Here is a 24,400-nt window from a genome sequence, read left to right on the forward strand (position 1 = left end):
ACCCTGTGGGAGAGTAGGACGCCGCCGAACAATCTTTGTGGGAAGCCCCGCACCTTATGGTGCGGGGCTTTTCTGCGTTTACGGGGTCAGTACGCTCGGGGGTATGCGCTACGACCTGGTCATTTTCGATAATGATGGTGTCCTTGTGGACAGCGAACCGATCTCGAATCGGATCCTTGCCGAGTACCTTACGGAACTGGGTCACCCCACGACGTACCAGGAATCGCTTCGGGATTACATGGGCTCGGCGATGCACCGTATCCATGAGGTGGTGCTGGACCGTTCGGGGGAGCGGCTGCCGGCGGACTTTGATGCGATGTTCCACGGGCGGGTTTTCGAGGCGTTCCGGCGGCAGTTGGAGCCGGTGGCGGGGGTTGCCGAAGTGGTGGAGAAGCTGGCCGCGGAGGGTGTGCCGTACTGCGTCGGGTCGTCGGGGAGCCATGAGCGGATTCGGGTGGCGCTGAAGAAGACCGGGCTGTACGAGCGGTTCGGGGAGGAGCGCATTTTCTCGTCGCAGGATGTGGGGCGGGGGAAGCCGGCGCCCGATCTGTTTCTGCATGCGGCGCGGGTGATGGGGGTTGTTCCTGAGCGGTGTGCGGTTGTTGAGGACAGCGTGCTCGGGGTGCGGGCGGCGGTTGCTGCGGGGATGGACGTCTACGGGTTCACCGCGATGACGTCGGCGGAGAGGTTGGCCGAGGCCGGGGCGACAGCCCTGTTCGCCGATATGGCGGAGCTGCCGGGCCTGCTGCAGTAGGCGTCGCCGGGCGGGGGAATTGATGGAGTGATCCATCTACCCATCAGTAGCGGGGCGTCCTAGGCTGTGCGGCCATGACGGCCCCACTGGTACCAGGAGCGCGGCTGCGACACGGCCGGGTCTCGCTCGCCCTCAGCTTCTTCATCCAGGGGGCGGTTTTCGCTCTTCTGGTGACGCGAATACCGGCGATACAGGACCGCTACGGGATCTCGGACGCTCTGCTGCCGGTCTTCCTGGCCGCGGTGCCGGTGCTGGCCGGGGTCGGCAGCGTCGGCACCGAGCATCTGGTGAAGCGGGTGCGGCCGGGCCGGGTGCTGCGGTGTGTGCAGCCGGTGGTGTGTCTGGCACTGCTGGCCGTCGGGTCGGTCGGGTCGATGACACAGGTGGCGGTCGCGCTGGCGGCGTTCGGGCTGTCGGTGGGGGCGCTGGATGCCTCCATGAACATGCTCGGGGTCAGTCTCCAGCGGGCGTACGGGCGGAGCATCATGCTCGGCTTTCACGCCGCGTACAGCCTGGGTGGCATCGTGGGGGCGTCGCTGGCGTGGGCCGGGGCGCACTGGCATCTGTCGCTTGCGGTGCTGTACGGGCCGGTGGTGCTGGTGCTGGTGCCATTGGCGCTGGTGGTGGGCCGGTGGTTTGTGGACGCCGGGGCGGAGGAGCCCGCTGGAGGAGGGGCGGCGGCCGGCGGGGTGGCGAAGGCGGCTCCCGTCGCGATGCGGCTGCTGTTGCCGCTGTGTCTGGTGATGGCGTTTGCGTATATCGGGGATTCGACCGTGTCGAATTGGAGCGCCAAGTATCTGCAGGACGTGCTGGGGAGCTCGGAGCAGCTGGCGACCGTTCCGTACAACGTCTATATGGTCACCACGCTGCTCGGGCGGGCCGTCGGGGACCTGGGGGTACGGCGGTTCGGGGCCGTTGCGGTGGTGCGGACCGGGACGGTGGTCGCGGCCGGGGGGTTTGCCGTGGTGGCGGCGGCGCCGGGGGCATGGACGGGGATGGCGGGGTTCACGCTGCTGGGGCTCGGGCTGTGCGTGATCGTGCCGCAGACGTTCGCGGCGGCGGGAAGGTACGCGTCGGATACGGCCATCGCGCGGCTGAACATTTTCAACTATGTGGGGTTTTTGATCGGTTCTCCGTTGGTAGGGGCGCTGGGCGACGCCTGGAGCTATCGCTGGGCGATGCTCGTGCCCATGGTGCTCGTACTGGTGACCTTGGTGTACGCCCGCTCGTTCGGGTCGCCGGAGGCCCTATACGGTGACGGATATGAGCGGCCGCGCACAGCTGATGTGGGATGAGGCAGTAACGGGCTATGACTTCGGGCCCGGTCATCCGATGGACCCGGTCAGGCTTGCGCTGACCATGCGACTGGTGGAGGCGTACGAGCTCGACCGTGGGCCCCTGGAGGTGGTCGCGGCCAAGCCTGCCGGGGACTCCACGTTGCGGCTGGTGCATCGCGAGGACTACATCCAGGCGGTGCGCAGAGCCTCGGCCGACCCGGCTTCGGCGGATATCTCGTACGGGCTCGGGACCGAGGACGACCCGGCGTTCGCGGGGATCCATGAGGCGTCGGCGCTGATCGCCGGGCAGTCGGTCGGGGCGGCGGAGGCCGTCTGGCGCGGGGATGTGCAGCACGCGGTGAACTTCGCCGGCGGGCTGCATCATGCGATGCCGGGGGGCGCGTCCGGGTTCTGTATCTACAACGACGCGGCGCTGGCGATCGCCCGGCTGCTGGAGCTGGGCGCCGAGCGGGTGGCGTATGTGGATATGGATGTGCATCACGGGGACGGGGTGCAGGCGGCGTTCTGGGAGGACCCGCGGGTACTGACGATCTCGCTGCACGAGCATCCGCGGACGCTCTTTCCGCAGACCGGCTGGCCGGAGGAGACCGGCGGTGCGGGCGCGGAGGGCAGTGCGGTCAATGTGGCGCTGCCGGCCGGGACCGGGGACGAGGGGTGGCTGCGGGCCTTTCACGCCGTGGTCCCCGAGCTGCTGGGCGCGTTCCGGCCGCAGGTGCTCGTGACGCAGCACGGTGCGGACACCCACTTCGAGGACCCGCTGGCGCATCTGGCGGTGAGTGTGGACGCGCAGCGGGCGGTGGCGGAGTCCATGCACGCGCTGGCGCATGAGCACGCGGAGGGCCGGTGGGTCGCGCTCGGTGGCGGCGGCTATGCGGTGGTGGACGTGGTGCCGCGCACCTGGACGCACCTGACGGCGATCGCGGCGGGCCGGCCGATCGATCCGGCCTCGATGGTGCCGGAGGCGTGGCGGCACGAAGTGTTCCGCCGGACGCGGCAGTTGGCGCCGCAGCGGATGACGGACGGCCGGACGCCGCACTGGCGGGACTTCGCCGACAGCGGCTACGACCCTGCGGACCGGCTGGACCAGGCGGTGCTGGCGACCCGCCGGGCGGTGTTTCCCGCGCACGGGCTGCTGCCGTGACGAGGTGACAACCCGGAGGCCCTGTAACGGCGTTATAGCCGCGCTGATACCGCCTCAGGCGTCGGTATGCGTCCGTACTCGCCCCCGTGCCCCACGGATGTGTGACTACCGGTCGGTTCGGGAATCCGGCAGGCGGTCAACGGATGAGCATGTTGGGTGTGTTGGGCACCGGTGAGCTGCGGGCGCACCTGATCGAGGCGCGGCTCGCGGGGACGATCGCGACCATGCGCGAGAAGAGTCTGGGACGGTATCGGCTCTTCTCGGCGCGTGATCCTCGGGCCTTACTGGGGCTCGATCCCGAACATGATTGGCCGGTGGGTGAAGTTCTGCGAGTGATGGGGCAGAAGTGCGGAGTTTCGGTCGATCTCGCGCATACTTCTGGCCCCGATGTGATCGATCCTGATCGTACGATCGCGGCGCTGGACGGGTTTGCCGAGCGGATCGGTGAGGCGGCCGACCGCCGGGAGCCGGTGCTGCTCGGCACCGGCCATCCGCACTGCTTGCTGGAGTTCTACGCCGCCCTCGCAGACGCTCTCTCGTCGGCGGGCTGCCCCGTCCTCACCCCCGCGTATGGCTGTCGTGTCGACATAGCGACCAGGTTCGGAGTACGTACCCGCTCGCTCGATTACGTACGGGGAGTCGCGCTGATGCGCGAGGCGGGCGCGCGGGGAGCACCCGGTACGGGGGGCGTGCACACCCATTCGCCGCTCCCGGTGCGTACCGCTCTGGCCGTCGCGACGGACTCCGGCGGGCCGCTGCCGGGGCTGGTGATCGGGGACCACGGATGGGTCTGCGGGGCAGGTCAGCTGGGCATCGAGGCGATCGGGCTGGCGGATACGGACGACCCCGCGCTGTTCGTCGGGCAGGCCGAGGGACGGGTGTCCGTGGTGGTGCCGCTCGATGACGCCGTACGGTCCGCCCACTACCGGCCCCTGACGCGCTATGTACTCAATCGGGCGTGTCTGTCACAGTAGGCGGCTGTTCGCTGCTCCTCTTCCCCACTCGCATCACCCGCCCCTAATCTGGGGAGTGAGCGCATAGCGACGAAGAGTCACCGGAGGGGAAGCCGGTGACCGTCTTATGCGGAAGGTGCAGGTGTGGCATGGCTGCAGACCAGAGGCCTCTGAACGAGGTCGTGTTTCTGACCGTGGCGGAAGTCGCCACGGTGATGCGAGTGTCGAAGATGACCGTGTACCGCTTGGTGCACAGTGGTCATCTGCCCGCGATCCGGGTGGGGAGGTCTTTCCGGGTTCCGGAGCAGGCGGTTCACGACTACCTCCGTGAGTCCTATGTGGGGGTGGAATCGGCCTGAGGAGCCCCCTCGGACCCTCGGATTACGCCGTACGCCCGGCGCCGGGTAGGCTGGCCCGATGTAGGTAGTGTGGGCTCGGACGCCCCGCACCGAGTGATTCGAAGTGAGCGAGGGTAGTCGTGGGCTCTGTTATCAAGAAGCGGCGCAAGCGGATGGCCAAGAAGAAGCACCGCAAGCTGCTCAAGCGCACCCGCGTTCAGCGTCGTAACAAGAAGTAAGCGACGCTGATTCGCGATTTCGCGGCCCCCTGTCACCTTGGTGTGGCGGGGGGCCGCGGTGCGTTGTGGGCCGTATGGGCGGGGCTTGGGGACGAAATGCGGCGCGGGGCATCCTGCGGTCATCACCGTGCAACAACGACCCGATAGCGTGGCGTACACAGCTCGACTCAGGCGGAGGCCGAGGGTGGGAAGGAAGGGCTGATCTTGGGCAAGGTCGTGCTCGTCACGGGAGTCGCGCGGCAGCTGGGGGGCCGGTTCGTCCGTCGTATCCAGCGGGATCCGGACGTCGACCGGGTGATCGGGGTAGACGCCGTGCCGCCGGATCACCATCTGGGCGGTGCCGAATTCCTGCGGGCCGATATCCGGCATCCGACGATCGCCAGAGTCCTGGCCGAGACGGGCGTCGACACCGTCGTCCATATGGACATCAACGGCACGCCCCTGGGCAGCCGCGGCGGCCGCACCGCGGTCAAGGAAACCAACGTCATCGGGACCATGCAGCTCCTCGGCGCCTGCCAGAAGGCCCCGAACGTGCAGCGCCTGGTCATCAAATCCAGCGCCAGTGTCTACGGTTCCGCGCCGAAGGACCCGGCCGTCTTCACCGAGACCACCCCGCCCAAGTCGCTGCCCAGCGGCGGCTTCGCCAAGGACGTCGTCGAGGTCGAGGGGTATGTACGGGGCTTCGCCCGGCGGCGGCCCGATGTGGCGGTGTGCGTACTGCGCTTCGCCAACATCCTCGGGCCGTGTGCGGACTCGCCGCTCGCCGAGTACTTCTCGCTGCCCGTCTGGCCGACGGTGCTCGGCTACGACCCGCGGCTGCAGTTCGTCCACGAGGACGACGCCATCGAAGTGCTGCGGATCGCCGCCGCCGCGCCGCGCCGCGGCACGCTCAACAGCGGTACGTTCAATATCGCCGGGGACGGTGTGCTGCTGCTCTCGCAGACCTCCCGGCGGCTGGGGCGGCCCACGCTGCCGCTGTTTCTGCCGACCGTGACGTGGGCCGGTACGGCGCTGCGAGCCATCGGCATCACGGACTTTTCGCCGGAACAGATCCGGATGCTGACGCACGGCAGAGTCGTTGAGACGACACAGATGCGCGAGACACTTGGGTTCCACCCGCAGTACACGACGGCGGAGACCTTCGCGGAATTCGCCCGCAGCCGCGGACCCGGGCTGCTGCCGCCCGAGTCCCTCGCCCGTACCGTCGACCGTCTCGCCGGCGTGCTGACCGCACGCTGTGGCCCGACCCAGTGAGGAGTTCACCCACGATGGCGGACGCCAAGGTCATTCCCTTCGGCGAGGAGCCTCGGGCGCGCAGAAAGGCCAGGCGGGCCGAGCGCGCGGGGCACGGTGCGGCGCTGGCGCCCGTACCGGAGGCGCGCAGCGAGCCCGAGGAGGCGGAGGCGCGGCGACGGCCGAGCGCCGGGCGGTCCCTCGACGAGCGGATCGCGGGCGGGCTGGCCTTCCTGCGCCGGCGGATCACCGGCGACTACGAGGTCGATGACTTCGGCTACGACGAGGAGCTGACCGACCAGGTCCTGATGTCGTTGCTGCGGCCCTTCTACGAGAAGTACTTCCGGGTCGAGGTGAAGGGCGTCGAGAACATCCCGTCCGACGGCGGGGCGCTGATCGTCGCCAATCACTCCGGGACGCTGCCGCTGGACGGCCTGATGCTGCAGGTCGCGGTGCACGACAACCATCCGGCCGAGCGCCATCTGCGGCTGCTGGCGGCCGATTTGGTGTTCGTACTGCCGGTGATAAACGAGCTGGCGCGGAAGGCCGGGCACACCCTGGCGTGCGCGGAGGACGCGCAGCGGCTGCTGGAGCGCGGTGAGGTCGTCGGGGTGATGCCGGAGGGCTTCAAGGGCATCGGCAAGCCCTTCGCGGACCGCTACAAGCTGCAGCGGTTCGGGCGGGGCGGGTTCGTCTCGACGGCGCTGAAGGCCGGGGTGCCGATCGTGCCGTGCTCCATCGTGGGCGCGGAGGAGATCTACCCGATGATCGGGAACTCCAAGACGCTGGCCCGTGTGCTGGGGCTGCCGTATTTCCCCGTCACGCCGACCTTCCCGTGGCTGGGGCCGCTGGGGGCGGTGCCGCTGCCGACGAAGTGGACGATCCAGTTCGGGGAGCCGATCTCCACGGAGGGCTATCCGCCGGAGGCGGCGGACGATCCGATGCTGATGTTCAACCTGACCGATCAGGTACGCGAAACGATTCAGCACACCCTCTACAAGCTGCTCGTGCAGCGACGCTCGGTGTTCTTCTGAGGGAAGGACCGGAAGAACACCGAGCGTCGTGGCCGGTGAGGTGCGTTTTACCTGCGCCCGGTTATTTCGGCAGGTCCTCGCCGTCGATGCCCAGGCCGGGCAGCAGTCCCGGCAGCAGCGGCGGGAGGGTCACATCGGGGTGGCCGGGTGTGCGGTGGCCTTGGCGGTGACCGGTGTGCGGGCTGGGGCTGCCGCCCTTGGCGGGCGGGCCGAGCAGGCCGCCCGTATTGCCGCCGAGCAGGCCGTCGTCCTGGGACGGTGAGGCCGACGGGCGGGGCGCGTGCGAACCGCCGCCGTGGTGCCCGGAGGACGGCTCGGGGCCGGACTGCGCGGCCCGGCCGCCGGGCGCGGAATCGGAGCCCGGACCGGTGGACGCGCCGTGGCGGGGGCGCTTGCCGTCCGGAGGCTGCGGCAGCAGCGAGCGGAGCGGACCGACCTCTTCGTCTATGGCGTCGAAGACCGAACTGACCTTGTCGCGGACGTCCATGAGCTGTACGGGGAGCCGGTCGCGCAGCTGCGACCAGGTGCCGCGATGGGACTTGGTGAAGGAGTTCAGCGCCTGGATGGGGCCGAGCGAGCCATCGCGTTGGTATGCCTCGTGCAGCAGGCGGTGGCCCTCGCCCGCGTCATGCGTGACGCCGGCCAGTGCCTTACGGACCTCGCCGAGTGATTCATGGTCGAGGTCGGCGATCCGGCCTCGCTCCATCAAGCGACGGGCCTCCAGCATGCGGGTGGCGGCCTGGTCGAGATAGAGCCGCCCGCGGTCGGAGTCGTCGCCGGCCATGCCGAGCTTGAGGTCCTCCATGCCCCGTTTGAGGCCGTAGAGGGAGTCGCCGGGGAGGGCCTCGGAGCTGGCCGCGGCGACGCCGCTGAACGCCCCGGCGGCGACGCCGACCGTCAGGCCGCCCGCGGCCAGCCCCTTGGAGAGGCGGGAGCGGGGGCGCAGTCGGCCGAGAGATTTCGCGGCGCGGTGCGCGCCTTTGGGTGTGCGCTGCTCGGGCACCCGGGCGTCGCCGGATGGGGTGCCTTCGGCGAAGGCGGCCTCCATCGCGGCGATCAGCTGGGCGCGCTGGACAGTCTTGACCTCGGCAGCCATCTCCGGCTTCGGGAGTTCCCCGAGGCCGTCGGCGACCGCCAATAGCCGTGCTTCTTCCGGCGCCTGCGCCGGACTGTCGACCTGGTCCTCGGCCGCCGTGCCCTGGAGGACCTGCTCCTCCAGAGCCTGGGCGAAGGCGTTGGCCCGCCGGTGCGCCGCGACATTCGCGATCACCTGCGGCACCTCCTCTCATCATCCCGCTCGACTCCCCGGACTGGCTTTGACTGTCCAGACGGACCGGACGGTTGCACGCCGTGCCTCGCGACCACTCGAAAGAGTGAGAAGCGGCGGGCATGGCGTGACCGCATGGAGCCTGCAGTCCGCACAACGAGCGACGCGGCACTCGGGTTACGCACTCACGATGATCTGACCGACCGGACATGAGTGGTCACCAAGGGTAAGTGCCGTACGGCATGGAGGTGTTGGTGGAATCGGCGGGGAGGGGGCGGGTCAGCGGGCGTCTTCGGGGAGGAGCCGCGCCAGGGTGCGGACGGCCCGGTACTGGAGGGTCTTGATCGCGCCCTCGTTCTTGCCCATGACGCGGGCGGTCTCGGCGACCGAGAGGCCCTGCAGGAAGCGCAGGGTGACGCATTCCTGCTGTTGGGGGTTGAGCTTGCGGACCGCCTCCAACAGGGCGGCGTTGGAGAGGGATTCGAGGACCGAGTCCTCGGGGCTGCGCTCGACTTCGTTGGCGTCGAGCATCTCTCCGGTGGTGACTTCCAGGCGGAAGCGGGAGGACTTGAAGTGGTCGGCGACGAGGTTGCGGGCGATGGTCACCAGCCAGGCGCCGAAGTCACGGCCCTGCCAGGTGAAGGTGCCGATACGGCGCAGCGCGCGCAGAAAGGTCTCGCTGGTGAGGTCCTCGGCCGTGGCCCGGCCTCCCACGCGGTAGTAGATGTAGCGGTAGACCGTGTCGGCGTACTGGTCGTAGAGGCGGCCGAAGGCGTCGGCCTCGCCGGCCTGGGCGCGTTCGACGAGGTCCATCATGCGACGGCTGTCGCTGTCGGCGGGGCGACGGGCGGTGGTCGTGCCGGTGCCGGAACGGCGGGTTCTGCCGGCGGCCTTGCCGACCGTGGCGCTCCCGTCGGCCAGGGCGTAGCAGGGGCCGGCAGCGGGGACGGCTGAGGCGAATGCGGGGACGGCGTACGCGGTGGGGACAAAACTGCGCAGGTGGTCGACAAGCGTCGTACGCAGCGTAGCCAGGCCCGAGGCGTCAACCCCGACGTGTGGGTACACGGGACTCCCAGAGGCAGAGCTTCCATCACGTGCAGTGCGGGACCGTTCACTCGTCGTAGGGACGTGTGGGTTCCGGATTGCGTCTGAGGAGAATAACGCTTCGTACAGGCAGCGCTACACCCAGTTGCTCAAATCATCGATTACTTACGGTCCGTGCCGGGTTGGTGGCAGATCAAGTATCGAATATTGAGCAACTATTGATCGGAAGGCGACGGAATCTGCCTGGTTGGAGGGCGTGTTGTGGTTGACCGCCAGCAACGGGACTGACGGGGCGGCGGTGGGGGTAGGCAGTGGGGATGGTCGGCCGTGCCGTCGGGTGATCAACCCTGGTCAGCGGCGGCGGCGCTGGAGCGCGACCGCGGCCGCGGCGCCGCCCGCGAGGGCGCCGACCCCGGCGGCGGCCGGGATGCCGATCTTGACCGCCTTGCGGCCCGTTCGGTAGTCGCGCAGCCGCCAGCCCTGTTCCCGGGCGTGCTTGCGCAGTCGGCTGTCGGGATTGATCGCGTACGGGTGCCCGACGAGCGAGAGCATCGGGATGTCGTTGGCCGAGTCGCTGTAGGCGGCGCAGTGCGACAGGTCCAGGCCCTCGGCGGCCGCGAGGGCACGTACCGCCTCGGCCTTGGCCGGGCCGTGCAGCGGTTCGCCCACCAACTTGCCCGTGTAGACGCCGCCGACGGACTCGGCGACCGTGCCCAGGGCGCCGGTCAGGCCGAGCCGGCGGGCGATGATCGTCGCGGTCTCCACGGGGGCCGCGGTCACCAGCCAGACCTTCTGGCCGGCGTCGAGGTGGGCCTGGGCGAGCGCGCGGGTGCCGGGCCAGACGCGCTCGGCCATGTACTCGTCGTAGATCTCCTCGCCGATGGACATCAACTCGGCGACGCGGTGGCCCTGCACGATGGACAGCGCGCTGTTGCGGACGTCCGCCATGTGCTCGGGGTTCTCCGAGCCGGCCAGCCGGAAGTAGATCTGCTGCCAGGCGAAGCGGGCCAGATCGCGCTTGTGGAAGAAGTGCCGTTTGTAGAGGCCGCGGCCGAAGTGGAAGAGGGCCGCGCCCTGCATGACGGTGTTGTCGAGGTCGAAGAAGGCGGCGGCGGCCTCGTCCCCGGCGACCGGGAACTCGGGTTCCTCCGGGGCCACCTCGGGCTCGGGGGCTTCCTGGGAGGACTTGCGGGCAGCCTCGGCCGCGGCCTCGCCGGCCAGCACGCTGCGTGCCGTGGCGGGTCGCCTGCGGCGGGTGAACCATTGGGGAGCGGGCGCCATGACGGTAGCGTAGCCAGTTTGTTCGGTGCGACTGGTTACGGGCGCGTGTCCGGGAGCCCTGGGGCGGGAAAAGGTTGCGCAATGCCGGGGCGTACGGCCGTCCGCGGGCCTTTCAGGCGCCCAGTGCCGTACGCAGCCGCTTGGGGTCCACGCGCCAGAAATCGTGCTGTGCGCCGTCCACCAGGACGACCGGGATCTGCTCCCAGTACTTGCGGTGCAGCTCGGCGTCCTCGGTGATGTCTTTCTTCTCCCACGACGCGCCCGTCTCGGCGCAGACCTTCTCGATCACGGCCTGGGCGTCGTCGCACAGATGGCAGCCCGGCTTCCCGATGAGAGTGACCATCGCATCGGCGGGGTTCTTGCGGGGGCTGCGGCTGAACAAAGGGGCCATGGAGTCATTGTGCCGGGTCGGGGCGGTGCTCAGGGGGCGCCGGTTCGATTACCATCGGTGGGCGATTTGTAGGTTTCCGGGGGCATAGCGGCAAGGGGTGAGGGCTCGTGCTCCCGTCGGCGCTCCCGCGATACCAGTGGGAAGCGAGTGAACGGTGTGACGTGGGAGTTGGTTCCGCGGACACCTTGAAAAGCCGCGTGACCCCGGTCACTTTGGGCGGACAAAGCGGACACCATCTTTGTGCACGCGTTCACAAAGGCATAGCCTGCGAGAGACAGGGCGGTCGGGTTCCACGCCGGCGCCCGCAGCCCCGCTCTACCCGCAGGAGCACCGTGGCAACTGGCCGAACTCACCGACCGGCGACCCGAAGCCGAGGCATTCCCGAGGCCACCGTCGCCCGGCTTCCGCTGTATCTGCGTGCACTGACCGCGCTCTCCGAGCGCTCGGTACCCACGGTCTCCTCCGAGGAGCTCGCGGCCGCGGCGGGGGTCAATTCCGCCAAGCTGCGCAAGGACTTCTCCTACCTCGGCTCCTACGGGACCCGTGGCGTCGGCTACGACGTGGAGTACCTCGTCTACCAGATCTCGCGCGAGCTCGGCCTGACCCAGGACTGGCCCGTTGTCATCGTCGGTATCGGTAACCTCGGCGCCGCCCTCGCCAACTACGGCGGCTTCGCCTCCCGCGGCTTCCGCGTCGCGGCGCTGATCGACGCCGACCCGGCCATGGCCGGCAAGCCCGTCGCGGGCATCGCGGTCCAGCACACCGACGAGCTGGAGCACATCATCGAGAGCAACGGCGTCTCGATCGGCGTCATCGCGACGCCGGCGGGCGCGGCCCAGCAGGTCTGTGACCGCCTGGTCGCCGCCGGTGTCACCTCGATCCTCAACTTTGCGCCGACCGTACTGACCGTCCCGGACGGGGTGGACGTACGCAAGGTCGACCTGTCCATAGAGCTGCAGATCCTCGCCTTCCACGAGCAGCGCAAGGCGGGCGAGGAATCCGGCCAGGAGAGCGACGCGCCGGCGCCGGTGGCCCGTGCCGCGGCCGCCGCCGCGGCCGACCGTAAGGGACCTGACGGGGATGTACCCGCCGTGATGCCGGCATGAGCGAGCGCAGCATGGGGGTCCCCCCGGTCGGAGACTGGGGGAGAATCATCGAAAGGTGCGTCACGGGCGCAGGCTGTGCCTCGCGAAGCGAGGTGCAAGCATGAGCCTTCTCGTCGTCGGACTGAGCCATCGCAGCGCGCCGGTGAGCGTGCTGGAGCGGGCCGCGCTCGCGCCCGAGGCGCGCGGCAAGCTGCTGCAGGACGCGGTGTCGGCCGAGCCGGCCACCGAGTCCGCGGTGCTCTCCACCTGCAACCGCATCGAGCTCTACGCCGACGTGGACAAGTTCCACGCCGGTGTCGCCGAGCTGTCCACCCTCCTGGCCCGCCACGGCGGCGCCGCCCTGGAGGAGCTCACCCCTTATCTCTACGTCCACTACGAGGACCGCGCCGTCCACCACCTCTTCTCGGTGGCCTGCGGCCTGGACTCGATGGTCGTCGGCGAGGGCCAGATCCTCGGCCAGATCAAGGACGCGCTCGCCGTCGCCCAGGAGCAGCACACCGCGGGCCGGCTGCTGAACGACCTCTTCCAGCAGGCGCTGCGGGTGGGCAAGCGCGCCCACAGTGAGACCGGCATCGACAAGGCGGGCCAGTCGCTGGTCACCTTCGGCCTGGAGCAGCTCGCGGGCGGCGCCGACGTCGAGAAGTGGGCCGATGGCAAGCGGGCGCTGGTGATCGGCGCGGGCTCGATGTCCTCGCTGGCCGCGACCACCCTCGTACGGGCCGGCGTGGCCGAACTGGCGGTCGCCAACCGTACGGTGGAGCGCGCCGAGCGGCTCGTGCAGATCCTCACCGAGCCCGGTGGCCCGGGTGCGGCGAACGGGCTGCGCGCCCGCGCCGTAGCGATGGACGCCGTCGGGGCGGAGCTGGCGCAGGCCGATGTGGTCGTCTCCTGTACCGGGGCGGCCGGACTGGTGCTGGGCGCCGAGGCCGTCGCCGCCGCGATGACGGACCGCAGTGGCGCTCTGGCGCTGCTCGACCTCGCGATGCCCCGCGACATCGACGCCGCGGTCCACCGGATCGAGGGCGCGCACCTCGTCGACATCGAGTCCCTGGCCGACGCGTCCGCGGACGCTCCCATGGCGGCCGACGTGGACAAGGTGCGCGGCATCGTCTCCGAGGAGGTCGCCGCCTTCGGCGCCGCCCAGCGGGCCGCGCACATCACCCCGACCGTGGTCGCCCTGCGCACCATGGCAGCGGACGTCGTCGCCGGCGAGATCGCCCGGCTCGACGGCCGCCTCCCCGACCTTGACGACAAGCAGCGCGCCGAGATCACCCAGACCGTGCGCCGCGTCGTCGACAAACTCCTGCACGCGCCCACCGTGCGGGTCAAGCAGCTCGCCAGCGAGCCCGGCGGTGCCGGGTACGCGGACGCGCTGCGCGAACTCTTCGATCTCGACCCGCAGACGGTTGCCGCCGTGAGCCGGGCCGACACGCGCGCCGACAGGCACGATGCAGCACGGGAGCGCACATCATGACCGACAGCACTACAAGGGCTCTGACGCCCCTGAGACTGGGGACGCGGCGCAGCAAGCTCGCGATGGCCCAGTCCGGACACGTCGCCGAGGCGGTGCGCGAGCTGACCGGCCGCCCCGTCGAGCTGGTGGAGATCACCACGTACGGCGACACCTCCCGCGAGCACCTCGCGCAGATCGGCGGTACCGGCGTCTTCGTCTCCGCGCTGCGCGACGCACTGCTCGCCGGGGACATCGACTTCGCCGTCCACTCGCTCAAGGACCTGCCCACCACGCAGCCCGAGAACCTGACCCTGGCCGCGATCCCCGTACGGGAAGACCCCCGTGACGCGCTGATCGCCCGGGACGGGCTCACGTTCGAAGAGCTGACCGCCGACGAGGACCGCGTTGCCCGCATCGGCACCGGCTCCCCCCGGCGGATGGCGCAGCTCAGCGCCTGGGCCAGGGCGCTCGGCCGGCGCGTGGAGACCGTGCCGATACGCGGGAACATCGACACCCGTATCGGTTTCGTCGAAAAGGGCGAGCTGGACGCGGTCGTACTGGCCGCCGCCGGGCTCACCCGGATCGGCCGCATAGATGAGGCGACGCAGTTGCTGTCGCCCGACGTGGTTTTGCCCGCCCCCGGCCAGGGGGCACTGGCGATCGAGTGCGCCGCGGTCAACGTGGACCTCGTCGCCCAGCTTGCCGAGCTCGACGACCCGGACACCCGGGCCGCCGTGACCGCCGAGCGTTCCCTGCTCGCTGCCCTGGAGGCCGGCTGCTCCGCACCCGTTGGTGCGCTGGCCGACCTTTCCCCAAGCTCTCGACTTCGCTCGAGCAGGGGAGGCCCCAAGGCTGACGAACAGGCTGTCACCGAAATGCACCTTCGCGGTGTCGTCGGCACGACCGACGGCAGCGCGATGGTGCAGTTGTCCACCACCGGGCACGTACCTGCCTCTCTTGGCGACGATGCAACCTGGCTCACCATGGGCCGGGAACTCGCCGCCGAGATGCTCGCAAAGGGTGCGGCCGGTCTTATGGGGGAGCGAGCACTTTGAACCCCACCGCCCCTAACCACTCCGCCTCCGGTCAGGTCACCTTCCTGGGTGCCGGGCCGGGAGACCCGGGTCTGCTGACGCTGCGTGCTGTGGAGGCGCTGGCCTCCGCGGACGTACTGATTGCCGACCCGCAGGTGCTGGACGTCGTGCGCGTGCATGCCCGCGCACACGTGGACACACCACTGCAGGCGACGGCTGACGAGGCGTCAATCCCCGTCGCCACCCCGGGTGTTTCCGCCCTGCGGGACACCGCCAATCTTGTCATGGCGGCCGCACGCGCGGGCAAGCGGGTCGTCCGTGCGGTCGCCGGCGACCCCGGCCTGGACGGATACGTCGCCGAGGAGATGCTGGCCTGCGCCGCCGAGGGCATCGTCTTCGAGGTCGTGCCCGGCATCGCCGCCGCGGTCGGCGTGCCCGCGTACGCGGGTGTGCCACTGCGGGACGCGCAGGGCACGGACGTGCGGTTCGTCGACGCGCGCAGCGCCGATGACCGCTGCTGGTCCGAGCTCGGCGCGAGCGACGCCACCGCCGTCGTCTCCACCACGCTGGACTCGGTGGCCGCGGCCGCCGGCGAGCTGGTGAGCGCGGGCCGCAAGCCCGACACCCCGCTGAGCGTCACGGTCGCCGGCACCACCACCCGCCAGCGCACCTGGACCGCGACCCTCGGGTCCGTCGCCCAGGTGCTCAAGGCGGCCAAGGTGCTGCCCTCGGCCGATGGCGGCCAGCCGGTCATAGCCGTGGTCGGTGAGCGGAGCGCCGCGGCGCAGCGCGACCAGCTGTCGTGGTTCGAGTCCAAGCCGCTGTTCGGCTGGCGGGTGCTCGTACCGCGGACGAAGGAGCAGGCCGCGTCGCTCTCCGACCAGCTCGTCTCGTACGGCGCGGTGTCGCACGAGGTCCCGACCATCGCCGTCGAGCCGCCGCGCACCCCGCAGCAGATGGAGCGCGCGGTCAAGGGCCTGGTCACCGGCCGCTACGAGTGGATCGCCTTCACCTCGGTCAACGCCGTCAAGGCCGTCCGGGAGAAGTTCGAGGAGTACGGCCTGGACGCCCGCGCGTTCGCCGGGATCAAGGTCGCCGCGGTCGGCGAGCAGACCGCCAAGGCGCTGGTCGCCTTCGGTGTGAAGCCCGACCTGGTGCCGAGCGGTGAGCAGTCCGCCGCCGGCCTGCTGGAGGACTGGCCGCCCTACGACCCGGTCTTCGACCCGATCGACCGCGTCTTCCTCCCGCGCGCCGACATCGCCACCGAGACACTGGTGGCCGGGCTGATCGAGCTGGGCTGGGAGGTCGACGACGTCACCGCCTACCGGACCGTGCGCGCCTCGCCGCCGCCGGCCGAGACGCGGGAAGCCATCAAGGGCGGCGGCTTCGACGCCGTGCTGTTCACGTCGTCGAGCACCGTGCGGAACCTGGTCGGTATCGCGGGTAAGCCGCACAACGTGACGGTCATCGCCTGTATCGGCCCGGCCACCGCCAAGACCGCCGAGGAGCACGGGCTGCGCGTGGACGTCATGTCGCCCGAGCCGTCGGTGCACAAGCTGGCCGAAGCGCTCGCCGAGTTCGGGGCGGCGCGGCGCGATGCCGCGCTCGAGGCCGGCGACCCGGTCACCCGGCCCAGCGAGCGGCGGCCCGGCTCGCGCCGGCGGGCCCGTAGCTGAGCGGCGGCAGGAACGGAAGCCGCGCCACGGCGTAGGCACAGCACAAGGGCGTCCCGTCCCGGGGCGCCCTTGTGCGTGGTCGCCGTCCTGCCCTGCCTGCGTCGAGGCCGGCAGGCGGTACCGTTCCGGCGGCCTGCGCGGCCGACGCTGCGTCGGCAAAGGCGGGTGCGGGGCGGGCGTAGCGTGGGTGGTATGACGACGTACGGATCCTTTCCCGGCGCGCGGCCGCGACGGCTGCGGACCACCCCCGCCATGCGGCGCATGGTGGCCGAACACCGGCTGCACCCGGCCGACTTGATCCTCCCGGCGTTCGTGCGGGAGGGCATCACCGAGCCGGTACCGATCTCCGCCATGCCGGGTGTCGTCCAGCACACCCGCGACACCCTGCGCAAGGCGGCCGTCGAGGCGGTCGAGGCCGGGGTTGCCGGGATCATGCTGTTCGGCGTGCCGGAGGATGCGAAGAAGGACGCGGCCGGTACGGCGGGCACGGACCCGGACGGCATCCTGCAGGTCGCCATCCGGGACGTGAAGGCCGAGGTCGGCGACGATCTCGTCATCATGTCGGACCTGTGCCTGGACGAGTACACCGATCACGGCCACTGCGGCGTGCTGGACGCCGAGGGCCGGGTCGACAACGACGCGACGCTGGAGCGCTACGCCGAGATGGCGCAGGTGCAGGCGGACGCGGGCGTCCATGTGGTCGGCCCGAGCGGCATGATGGACGGCCAGGTGGGGGTGGCGCGCGACGCGCTCGACCAGACCGGCCACGAGGACGTGTCGATCCTCGCCTACACCGCGAAGTATTCGTCCGCGTTCTACGGTCCGTTCCGCGAGGCCGTCGGGTCGTCGCTCAAGGGCGACCGCAAGACCTACCAGCAGGACCCGGCCAACCTCCGTGAGTCGCTGCGCGAGCTGGCGCTCGACCTGGAGGAGGGCGCCGACATGGTCATGGTCAAGCCGGCGCTGCCGTATCTGGACGTGCTGGCGAAGATCGCGGACGCGGTGGACGTGCCGGTCGCGGCGTACCAGATCTCCGGTGAGTACGCGATGGTCGAGGCGGCCGCCGAGAAGGGCTGGATCGACCGGGACAGGGCGATCCTGGAGACGCTGACCGGCATCAAGCGGGCCGGCGCGAACATGATCCTGACCTACTGGGCGACGGAGGTCGCGCAGGGGCTGTGACCCATCTCGCCCGAGGCCGCCGTTTGGGGGAGTTGAGGGGCGCGTATTCATGATCGTACGCAGCGGATCTGTCGTGATCTGCGCCTCAACTCCCCCAAAAGAGAAGAGCACTTCGGACGTGTTACGTTCCCGCTTCGCCCGATGCGCGGTGGTTCCGGCCACCGCGCTCGCCATATCCATGGCCACCCCCGCGCTCGCCCGGCCCCGCCCGTCGGCCCCTTCGGTGGCGGCCCCCTTCCAGCACGTGAAGATCCCCGGTGCCCATGGCGACAAGCTGGACGGCGCCACCTGGATCCACCAGGACGCCACGCCCCGTCCCGCCATCGTCATGCCGTCCCCGTGGACGGCGGTGGGCTGGCGCACCTACACGGTGCTGGCGACCAAGTACGCGCTGGCCGGCTACAACGTCCTCGCGTACTCCGCGCGCGGGTTCGGCGCCTCGGAGGGCGCGGTCGAGGCGGGCGGCGAGGCCGACGTCCAGGACGGCTCCCGGGCGCTGGACTATCTCATCGGGCAGGCCCCGGGCCGTACCACCAAGGTCGGCTTCACCGGCGAGTCGTACGGCTCCGGGCTCAGCCAGCTGATCGCCGCGCACGACACCAGGGTCGACGCGGTCGCCGCCCTGAGCACCTGGGGTGACCTGGGCGAGGCGTTCTACGAGAACCGCACCCGCCATGTCGCGTCCGTGCGGGCCCTGCGGACCCTCGCGGGCACTGCCCGGCTCAGCCCGCGCACCCGCCAGGAATTCGACGATCTCCTCGCCAACCGCAACATCCCCCGGGCGCTGGCCTGGGCGAAGGAACGCTCCCCGCAGACGTACATCGAGCAGCTCAACAAGCGCCGGGTACCGGTCCTTTACGCCCAGGCCTGGCACGAGACCCTCTTCCCGCCCAACCAGTCACTGAAGACGTTCAAGAGCCTCACCGGCCCCAAGCGCATCGACCTGTCCATCGGGGACCACGCCGGCCCGGAGATGACCGGCCTGGGCGGCCTGCCCAACCACATCACCGATGACGCCAGGCGCTGGTTCGACCGTTTCCTCAAAGGCGAGCGCAACGGCATCGACACCGAGGGCCAGGTCAACAGCCAGGTGATGTGGAAGTACTGGCCGTGGCTGCGCGAGACCCGGCCCACCTGGGGTGCGTTCACCGAGCGCACCGAGCGGCTGAATCTGGCCGCGCCGGACGGCAAGGGCACGGACGGCGGCCTCCGCCCCGCCCCTTCGACCGGCTGGCGCATGCCCTTCGCCTCCGGCAAGGACACCGCGGCGGGTGTCGCGGGCGGCATCGTTTTCGTCACCGGCTACGAGGAAATGGTCGGCCACCCCAAGACGTACCTGACCGACAGCATCTCCCGTAAGAACGCGGCCGTTTGGACCAGCGCGCCGGTGGCAGCCACCACCCGGCTGCGCGGCGCCCCCAGGCTGCGGCTGACCTACACGTCCACCACGGCCCGCTCGACCCTCATCGCCCACCTCTTCGATGTCGGCCCGGACGACAGGGCGCACCTGATCACGCACGCGCCGTTCACGTCCCTGGACGGCCGGGCGGGCCGCCCCGTCGTCGCCGGCATCACCCTCCAGGCCGCCGCGTACGACGTCCCGGAGGGCCACCGCCTGATGCTGGCCGTGGACACCAAGGACCCGCTCTACGGCGACGCGAACGGTTCCGGCGGCACCCTCACGATCAGCTCACCCAAGGCCACGCCGTCGTATCTGGACGTGCCAACCGGCTGACGGCCACGACCGGCCGCCGCCGTCGGCGCGCCGCTCAGAGCGCCACCGCCTCGGCCAGCACCGCCGCCGCCCGCGCGACCAGCGGATTGTCGTAGGCCGCGGCCTGCTCCGCCTTGCGGGTCAGGACGGCCAGCACGATCGGCGTGCCGTCCGTGGTCCAGGCGACGCCCACGTCGTTGCCGGTGCCGTAGGAACCGGAGCCCGTCTTGTCGGCGATCGCCCAGTCCTTGGGGAGCCCGGCCCGGAAGCGTTCGGTGTTGGTCTTGTTGGCCTTCATCCACCCCGTCAGCCGGCCCCGGTCGGACGGCGTCAGCGCGTCGCCCACCAGCAGCCGGGCGTAGGTGCGGCCGATGGCGGCGGGGCTGGTGGTGTCCGTCGTCCGCCAGGGCTCGGCCGAATTCAGCTCCGTCTCCCAGCGGTCGAGGCGGGTGGTGCGGTCGCCGAGGGAACGGGCGAAAGCGGTGATGCCCGCCGGGCCGCCGAGCTCGCGCAGCAGCAGGTTGCCGGCCGTGTTGTCGCTGCGCTGGAGGGCGGCGGCACACAGCTCGGCGATCGTCATCCCGGTCGCGACGTGATCCTGTGTCACGGGCGAGTTGTCGACCAGATCGGCGGCCGTGTAGCGGATGCGGCGCGCCAGAGTCTCCCCGTGCCGGTCGAGATCGCGCAGTACGGCCGCTGCGGCGAGGGTCTTGAAGACCGAGCAGATGGGGAAGCGGGTGTGCGCCCGGTAGGCGACGGTCGCCCCGGTGGCGACGTTGTGGGCGAAGGCGCCGAGCCGGGCCCGGTGCGCACGCTCCAGGCGGCGCAGGGCCGCGTGCGGACCGCCGGCGGCGGGCGCTTCGGCGGCGGTGCGCGTGGCCGCGGAGGCGGGCGCGGCGGCCACGGCCGGGAAACCGGCCGCTAACAGGCCGGCCCCGGCGCCCAGTACGGCACGCCGGGACGGCACGGCCCTCGTCTCGGACCTCCTGCTGTTGTCCATCGCTGTGGTGGCCCCTCCCTGGAGAAAACGGAGCGGCCCCGTACAACAGCTGTGCTGTACGGGGCCGTTGTGCCAGGGAGCTCAGACGAGCGGGTCCTTCGCGGCGGCGGGGCTCAGAGCCGCTCGGGCGTACGGATGCCGAGCAGGGCCATGCCCTGGTGGAGGGTGCGGCCCGTGAGGTCGACGAGGAAGAGACGGTTCTCGAAGACCTCGATGGGGTTGTCCTCGCTGATCACCTGGCACTTCTCGTAGAACGAGGTCAGGTGCGAGGCCAGCTGGTAGAGGTACGCGGCCAGCCGGTGCGGCTCGTACGACGCCGCGGCCTCCGCGAGCACCTCGCCGAACTGGTCGAGGTGCAGGCCCAGCGCCCGCTCCGCGGGGGCCAGCGCCAGCTCCGGGTGGGCCGCGGGACGGGTCTCGCCGGCCTTGCGCTTGATCGACTGGATACGGGCGTACGCGTACTGGAGGTAGACGGAGGTGTCGCCGTTGAGCGACACCATCTGGTCCAGGTCGAACTTGTAGTCCCGCGACGCCGACGTCGACAGGTCGGCGTACTTCACCGCGCCGATGCCGACCTGCGCACCGTTCTCGACGATCTCCTGCTCGGAGAGCCCGACCTTCTCCGCCTTCTCGCGCACGACGGCCGTCGCCCGCTCCATCGCCTCGTCCAGCAGATCCACCAGCCGCACCGTCTCGCCCTCACGGGTCTTGAACGGCTTGCCGTCCTTGCCCAGGACCGTGCCGAAGGCGAGCTGGACGGCGTGCGTCTTGTCGTTCAGCCAGCCGGCCCGGCGGGCGGTCTCGAAGACCATCTTGAAGTGCAGGGACTGGCGGGCGTCCACGACGTAGAGGAGGGTGTCCGCGCCGAGGCTCTGCACCCGGTCGCGGATCGCCGAGAGGTCGGTGGCGGCGTAGCCGTAGCCGCCGTTGGACTTCTTGACGATCAGCGGGACCGGGTTGCCGTCCGGGCCCTTCACATCCTCGAAGAACACACACAGCGCGCCCTCGGAGCGCACCGCGACACCGGACTCCTCCAGCAGCCGGCAGGTCTCCTCGAGCATGTCGTTGTAGCCGGACTCGCCGACGACATCGGCGTCGTGGATCTCCATGTCGAGCTTGTTGAAGACCGAGTAGAAGTAGATCTTCGACTCGTCGACGAAGCGCCGCCACAGCGCGAGGGTCTCCTCGTCGCCCGCCTGGAGGTCGACGACCCGGTGCCGGGCCCGCTCCTTGAACTCTTCGTCGGAGTCGAACAGGGCGCGCGAGGCCTTGTAGAGGCGGTTGAGGTTGGACATGGCCTCCTCACCGGAGACCTCGGAGGCCGTGCCGTCCCTGTGGTCCAGCTCGTGCGGGTGCTCGATCAGGTACTGGATGAGCATGCCGAACTGGGTGCCCCAGTCGCCGATGTGGTGCCGCCGGATGACCTTCTCGCCGGTGAATTCCAGGATCTCGACCATCGCCGCGCCGATGACCGCCGACCGCAGATGCCCGACGTGCATCTCCTTCGCCACGTTCGGCTGGGCGTAGTCGATGACGGTCGTCCCGGCCTCGGCGGCGTACGGCACACCCAGCCGGGCGTCGGCGGCGCGCTCGGCGAGGGTCTTGATGATCGCCTCGTCCGCGATGGTGATGTTGAGGAACCCGGGCCCGGAGACCTCGATCTCCTTGAGGACGCCGTCCGCGCCGATGGCGTCGACGACCTTGCCCGCCAGCTCCCGGGGATTGCCTTTGAGCTTCTTCGCCAGCGCCAGCATTCCGTTGGCCTGGAAATCGGCCCGGTCGCTTCGGCGCAGCAGCGGGTCCGCGGCGCCGGCCTCCGGCAGGGCTGCCGAGAGGGCGTCCGCGACGCGCTGATGAACCGTAGCTGCGAGGGAAGTGACCGAGGCCATGGGGAGGAGCTCTCTTCCGGAAGGAGGTGTCGCGGGGTGGAAAGGGTTTGCCAGTGAGTATCCCACGGCAGTACCACTGAATTTCTGTCCGGGCGACGTCTGGGAGAATGGCACCGTCAGGCTTTTGTGCGTCGGACGGCGGCGTGGGAACGACGGCGTCGGACGCGCAACAGGGCGCAACGGGAAAGCACCAGGAAGAGGAAGGGCCGATCGTGGCTCAGCAGAGCACCGAGACCGACTGGGTCTCCAGGTTCGCGGACGAGGTCATTGCCGAGGCGGAGCGCCGCGCCCCCGGCAAACCGGTCGTCTGCGCCTCGGGCCTCAGCCCCTCCGGCCCCATCCACCTCGGCAACCTCCGCGAGGTCATGACCCCGCACCTGGTCGCGGACGAGGTCCGGCGCCGCGGATACGAGGTCCGCCACCTCATCTCCTGGGACGACTACGACCGCTACCGCAAGGTCCCGGCCGGCGTCGCGGGCGTCGACGACTCCTGGGCCGAGCACATCGGCAAGCCGCTGACCTCGGTCCCGGCCCCGGCCGGCTCGGCGTACCCGAACTGGGCGGAGCACTTCAAGGCCGCCATGACCGAGGCGCTCGACGAGCTGGGCGTCGAGTACGACGGCATCAGCCAGACCGAGCAGTACACCTCGGGCGTCTACCGCGAGCAGGTTCTGCACGCGATGAAGCACCGTGGGCAGATCGACGCGATCCTCGGCCAGTACCGCACGAAGAAGGCCCCCGCCAAGAAGTCGCAGAAGCCGGTCGACGAGGCCGAGCTGGAGGCCGCCGAGGGCTCCGGCGCGGCCGGCGAGGACGACGGCAGCAGCGGCTCGGCGGGCTACTTCCCGTACAAGCCCTACTGCGGGCAGTGCGAGAAGGACCTCACCACCGTCACCTCGTACGACGACGAGACCACCGAGCTGGCCTACACCTGCACGGCGTGCGGCTTCGGCGAGACGGTGCGGCTGAGCGAGTTCCACCGCGGCAAGCTGGTCTGGAAGGTCGACTGGCCGATGCGCTGGGCGTACGAAGGCGTGATCTTCGAGCCGTCCGGTGTCGACCACTCCTCGCCCGGCTCGTCCTTCGTCGTCGGCGGCCAGATCGTCCGCGAGGTCTTCGACGGCGCCCAGCCCATCGGCCCCATGTACGCCTTCGTCGGCATCAGCGGCATGGCCAAGATGTCCTCGTCCAAGGGGGGCGTACCCACCCCGGGCGACGCGCTGAAGATCATGGAGGCGCCGCTGCTGCGCTGGCTGTACGCCCGCCGCAAGCCCAACCAGTCCTTCAAGATCGCCTTCGACCAGGAGATCCAGCGGCTCTACGACGAGTGGGACAAGCTGGCCTCCAAGGTCGCGGACGGCACGGTGCAGCCCGCCGACGCGGCGGCGTACAAGCGCGCCATCGGCACCGCCGCCGGCGGGCTGCCCACGACACCGCGCCCGCTCCCGTACCGCACCCTGGCGTCCGTCGCGGACATCACCGCCGGCCACGACGAGCAGACGCTGCGCATCCTGAGCGAGCTGGACCCCGGCAACCCGGTCACGTCCCTGGACGAGGTCCGGCCGCGGCTGGACAAGGCCGAGTACTGGATCACCAGCCAGGTACCGGCCGAGCAGCGCACGATCGTCCGCGACGCGCCCGACGAGGAGCTGCTTGCCACTCTCGACGAGCCGTCCCGCGCCTCGCTGCGGCTGCTGCTCGACGGGCTGGACGAGCACTGGTCGCTGGACGGCCTGACCACCCTGGTCTACGGCGTGCCGAAGATCCAGGCGGGCCTGGAGCCGGACGCCAAGCCGACCCCGGAGCTCAAGGTCGCCCAGCGTGCGTTCTTCGCGCTGCTCTACAACCTGCTGGTCGGCCGGGACACCGGGCCGCGGCTGCCCACCCTGCTGCTGGCCGTGGGCGCCGACCGGGTGCGCAAGCTGCTCGGCGGGTGACCGCCTTTGAGTCGTAGTGCCCACTCCGGGTCTGCGACTTGGGGATGACGACGGGTTCGGCCCCGGGGACGAGGATCCCCGGGGCCGAACCCGTCACGCTGTGGGTATGAGGGGATTCATCGGATTCATCGCCCTGCTCCAGGGGGCCGTGGGCTTCATCGGCCAGGTGTTCTTCGACAAGAACTTGGGGCTGCTGTCCCACTGGTTCGATCCGCCGGCGGTGGCCCACCTCGGCCTGTTCGCGGCCGGTGCGGCGCTCGCCGTATGGGGCGACATGGACAAGAAGCGCAGGCAGAAGCGGGTGGAGCCGGGGGCCGCCGCCTGATCCACCGGACAGGCCGTAGTGACCTGAGTCAGAGATTCGGTGGCAGTAGGCGGCGATTTTGTCGAGGATTTCGTCGGCTGTTTTCGTCCAGGTGAAGGGTCTGGGTTGCTC

Annotated in this window: 22 protein-coding genes; 16 read left to right on the forward strand and 6 right to left on the reverse strand. The window is 70.2% G+C overall.

Annotated features, from left to right (window positions below):
- The first annotated feature begins 103 nt into the window (after nt 1-103).
- The 8 genes from ACZ4S3_RS39710 (at nt 104) to ACZ4S3_RS39745 (ending at nt 6,990) form a co-directional block, all read left to right on the forward strand.
- Nucleotides 104-754 (forward strand): HAD family hydrolase, encoded by a 651-nt coding sequence (locus ACZ4S3_RS39710; RefSeq protein WP_467943592.1) that lies wholly within the window; start codon nt 104-106, stop codon nt 752-754.
- Between the two features lie 74 nt (nt 755-828).
- Nucleotides 829-2,049 carry an MFS transporter gene (locus ACZ4S3_RS39715; RefSeq protein WP_467943594.1) on the forward strand — a complete coding sequence of 407 codons (1,221 nt, stop codon included), beginning with the start codon at nt 829-831 and terminating at the stop codon, nt 2,047-2,049.
- A complete protein-coding gene (locus ACZ4S3_RS39720; protein ID WP_467943595.1) occupies nt 2,018-3,193 on the forward strand; it encodes an acetoin utilization protein AcuC in 1,176 nt (391 codons plus the stop codon). Before ACZ4S3_RS39715 ends, ACZ4S3_RS39720 begins: the two co-directional genes overlap by 32 nt.
- A gap of 158 nt (nt 3,194-3,351) precedes the next feature.
- A complete protein-coding gene (locus ACZ4S3_RS39725; RefSeq protein ID WP_467943628.1) occupies nt 3,352-4,167 on the forward strand; it encodes a phosphatase in 816 nt (271 codons plus the stop codon).
- Between the two features lie 128 nt (nt 4,168-4,295).
- Nucleotides 4,296-4,505, forward strand: coding sequence for a helix-turn-helix domain-containing protein (locus ACZ4S3_RS39730; protein WP_014144137.1), 210 nt, complete (start codon nt 4,296-4,298; stop codon nt 4,503-4,505).
- A gap of 119 nt (nt 4,506-4,624) precedes the next feature.
- Nucleotides 4,625-4,723 carry a 30S ribosomal protein bS22 gene (locus ACZ4S3_RS39735; RefSeq protein ID WP_003948845.1) on the forward strand — a complete coding sequence of 33 codons (99 nt, stop codon included), beginning with the start codon at nt 4,625-4,627 and terminating at the stop codon, nt 4,721-4,723.
- A 204-nt stretch (nt 4,724-4,927) separates the two neighbouring features.
- Entirely contained in the window at nt 4,928-5,977 is a 1,050-nt protein-coding gene (locus ACZ4S3_RS39740) for an NAD-dependent epimerase/dehydratase family protein (RefSeq protein ID WP_467943597.1), read from the forward strand.
- A gap of 14 nt (nt 5,978-5,991) precedes the next feature.
- Nucleotides 5,992-6,990: a lysophospholipid acyltransferase family protein gene (locus ACZ4S3_RS39745; protein ID WP_467943599.1), complete on the forward strand. Its 999-nt coding sequence runs from the start codon at nt 5,992-5,994 to the stop codon at nt 6,988-6,990.
- Nucleotides 6,991-7,051: 61 nt separating this feature from the next.
- On the opposite strand, the gene ACZ4S3_RS39750 is transcribed toward ACZ4S3_RS39745, so the two are convergent.
- The 4 genes from ACZ4S3_RS39750 to ACZ4S3_RS39765 form a co-directional block, all read right to left on the reverse strand.
- Complete coding sequence (locus ACZ4S3_RS39750; RefSeq protein WP_467943601.1) at nt 7,052-8,260, reverse strand: DUF5667 domain-containing protein; 1,209 nt, start codon at nt 8,258-8,260, stop codon at nt 7,052-7,054.
- A gap of 276 nt (nt 8,261-8,536) precedes the next feature.
- Nucleotides 8,537-9,322: an ECF subfamily RNA polymerase sigma factor, BldN family gene (locus tag ACZ4S3_RS39755; RefSeq protein ID WP_467943602.1), complete on the reverse strand. Its 786-nt coding sequence runs from the start codon at nt 9,320-9,322 to the stop codon at nt 8,537-8,539.
- A 330-nt stretch (nt 9,323-9,652) separates the two neighbouring features.
- Nucleotides 9,653-10,582: an HAD family hydrolase gene (locus ACZ4S3_RS39760; RefSeq protein ID WP_467943604.1), complete on the reverse strand. Its 930-nt coding sequence runs from the start codon at nt 10,580-10,582 to the stop codon at nt 9,653-9,655.
- Between the two features lie 112 nt (nt 10,583-10,694).
- Nucleotides 10,695-10,973: a glutaredoxin family protein gene (locus ACZ4S3_RS39765; RefSeq protein WP_467943606.1), complete on the reverse strand. Its 279-nt coding sequence runs from the start codon at nt 10,971-10,973 to the stop codon at nt 10,695-10,697.
- Between the two features lie 332 nt (nt 10,974-11,305).
- On the opposite strand from ACZ4S3_RS39765, the gene ACZ4S3_RS39770 reads away from it, so the two are divergent.
- The 6 genes from ACZ4S3_RS39770 (at nt 11,306) to ACZ4S3_RS39795 (ending at nt 19,159) form a co-directional block, all read left to right on the forward strand.
- Nucleotides 11,306-12,079 carry a redox-sensing transcriptional repressor Rex gene (locus ACZ4S3_RS39770; RefSeq protein WP_467943608.1) on the forward strand — a complete coding sequence of 258 codons (774 nt, stop codon included), beginning with the start codon at nt 11,306-11,308 and terminating at the stop codon, nt 12,077-12,079.
- Nucleotides 12,080-12,179: 100 nt separating this feature from the next.
- The gene (locus ACZ4S3_RS39775) at nt 12,180-13,553 is read left to right on the forward strand and encodes a glutamyl-tRNA reductase (RefSeq protein ID WP_467943610.1); all 1,374 of its coding nucleotides are present in this window, start codon (nt 12,180-12,182) and stop codon (nt 13,551-13,553) included.
- The gene (hemC, locus tag ACZ4S3_RS39780; protein WP_467943612.1) at nt 13,550-14,587 is read left to right on the forward strand and encodes a hydroxymethylbilane synthase; all 1,038 of its coding nucleotides are present in this window, start codon (nt 13,550-13,552) and stop codon (nt 14,585-14,587) included. The genes ACZ4S3_RS39775 and hemC overlap by 4 nt, the downstream gene beginning before the upstream one ends.
- On the forward strand, nt 14,584-16,242 hold the full coding sequence (locus ACZ4S3_RS39785) for a bifunctional uroporphyrinogen-III C-methyltransferase/uroporphyrinogen-III synthase (protein ID WP_467943614.1): 1,659 nt from the start codon (nt 14,584-14,586) through the stop codon (nt 16,240-16,242). The genes hemC and ACZ4S3_RS39785 overlap by 4 nt, the downstream gene beginning before the upstream one ends.
- Before the next feature lie 192 nt (nt 16,243-16,434).
- On the forward strand, nt 16,435-17,424 hold the full coding sequence (gene hemB, locus ACZ4S3_RS39790) for a porphobilinogen synthase (RefSeq protein ID WP_467943616.1): 990 nt from the start codon (nt 16,435-16,437) through the stop codon (nt 17,422-17,424).
- A 118-nt stretch (nt 17,425-17,542) separates the two neighbouring features.
- Nucleotides 17,543-19,159 (forward strand): CocE/NonD family hydrolase, encoded by a 1,617-nt coding sequence (locus tag ACZ4S3_RS39795; protein ID WP_467943618.1) that lies wholly within the window; start codon nt 17,543-17,545, stop codon nt 19,157-19,159.
- Nucleotides 19,160-19,193: 34 nt separating this feature from the next.
- On the opposite strand, the gene bla is transcribed toward ACZ4S3_RS39795, so the two are convergent.
- Both bla and argS read right to left on the reverse strand, forming a co-directional pair.
- The gene (bla, locus tag ACZ4S3_RS39800) at nt 19,194-20,138 is read right to left on the reverse strand and encodes a class A beta-lactamase (protein WP_467943620.1); all 945 of its coding nucleotides are present in this window, start codon (nt 20,136-20,138) and stop codon (nt 19,194-19,196) included.
- Between the two features lie 113 nt (nt 20,139-20,251).
- Nucleotides 20,252-22,027, reverse strand: coding sequence for an arginine--tRNA ligase (gene argS, locus ACZ4S3_RS39805; protein WP_467943622.1), 1,776 nt, complete (start codon nt 22,025-22,027; stop codon nt 20,252-20,254).
- 212 nt (nt 22,028-22,239) lie between these two features.
- Between argS and lysS the strand changes: the two genes are divergently transcribed.
- Complete coding sequence (gene lysS / locus ACZ4S3_RS39810) at nt 22,240-23,964, forward strand: lysine--tRNA ligase (protein WP_467943624.1); 1,725 nt, start codon at nt 22,240-22,242, stop codon at nt 23,962-23,964.
- 106 nt (nt 23,965-24,070) lie between these two features.
- Nucleotides 24,071-24,289 carry a hypothetical protein gene (locus tag ACZ4S3_RS39815; RefSeq protein ID WP_467943626.1) on the forward strand — a complete coding sequence of 73 codons (219 nt, stop codon included), beginning with the start codon at nt 24,071-24,073 and terminating at the stop codon, nt 24,287-24,289.
- Nucleotides 24,290-24,400: the final 111 nt, after the last annotated feature.

The sequence above is a fragment of the Streptomyces sp. NPDC028368 genome (genome assembly GCF_055565615.1).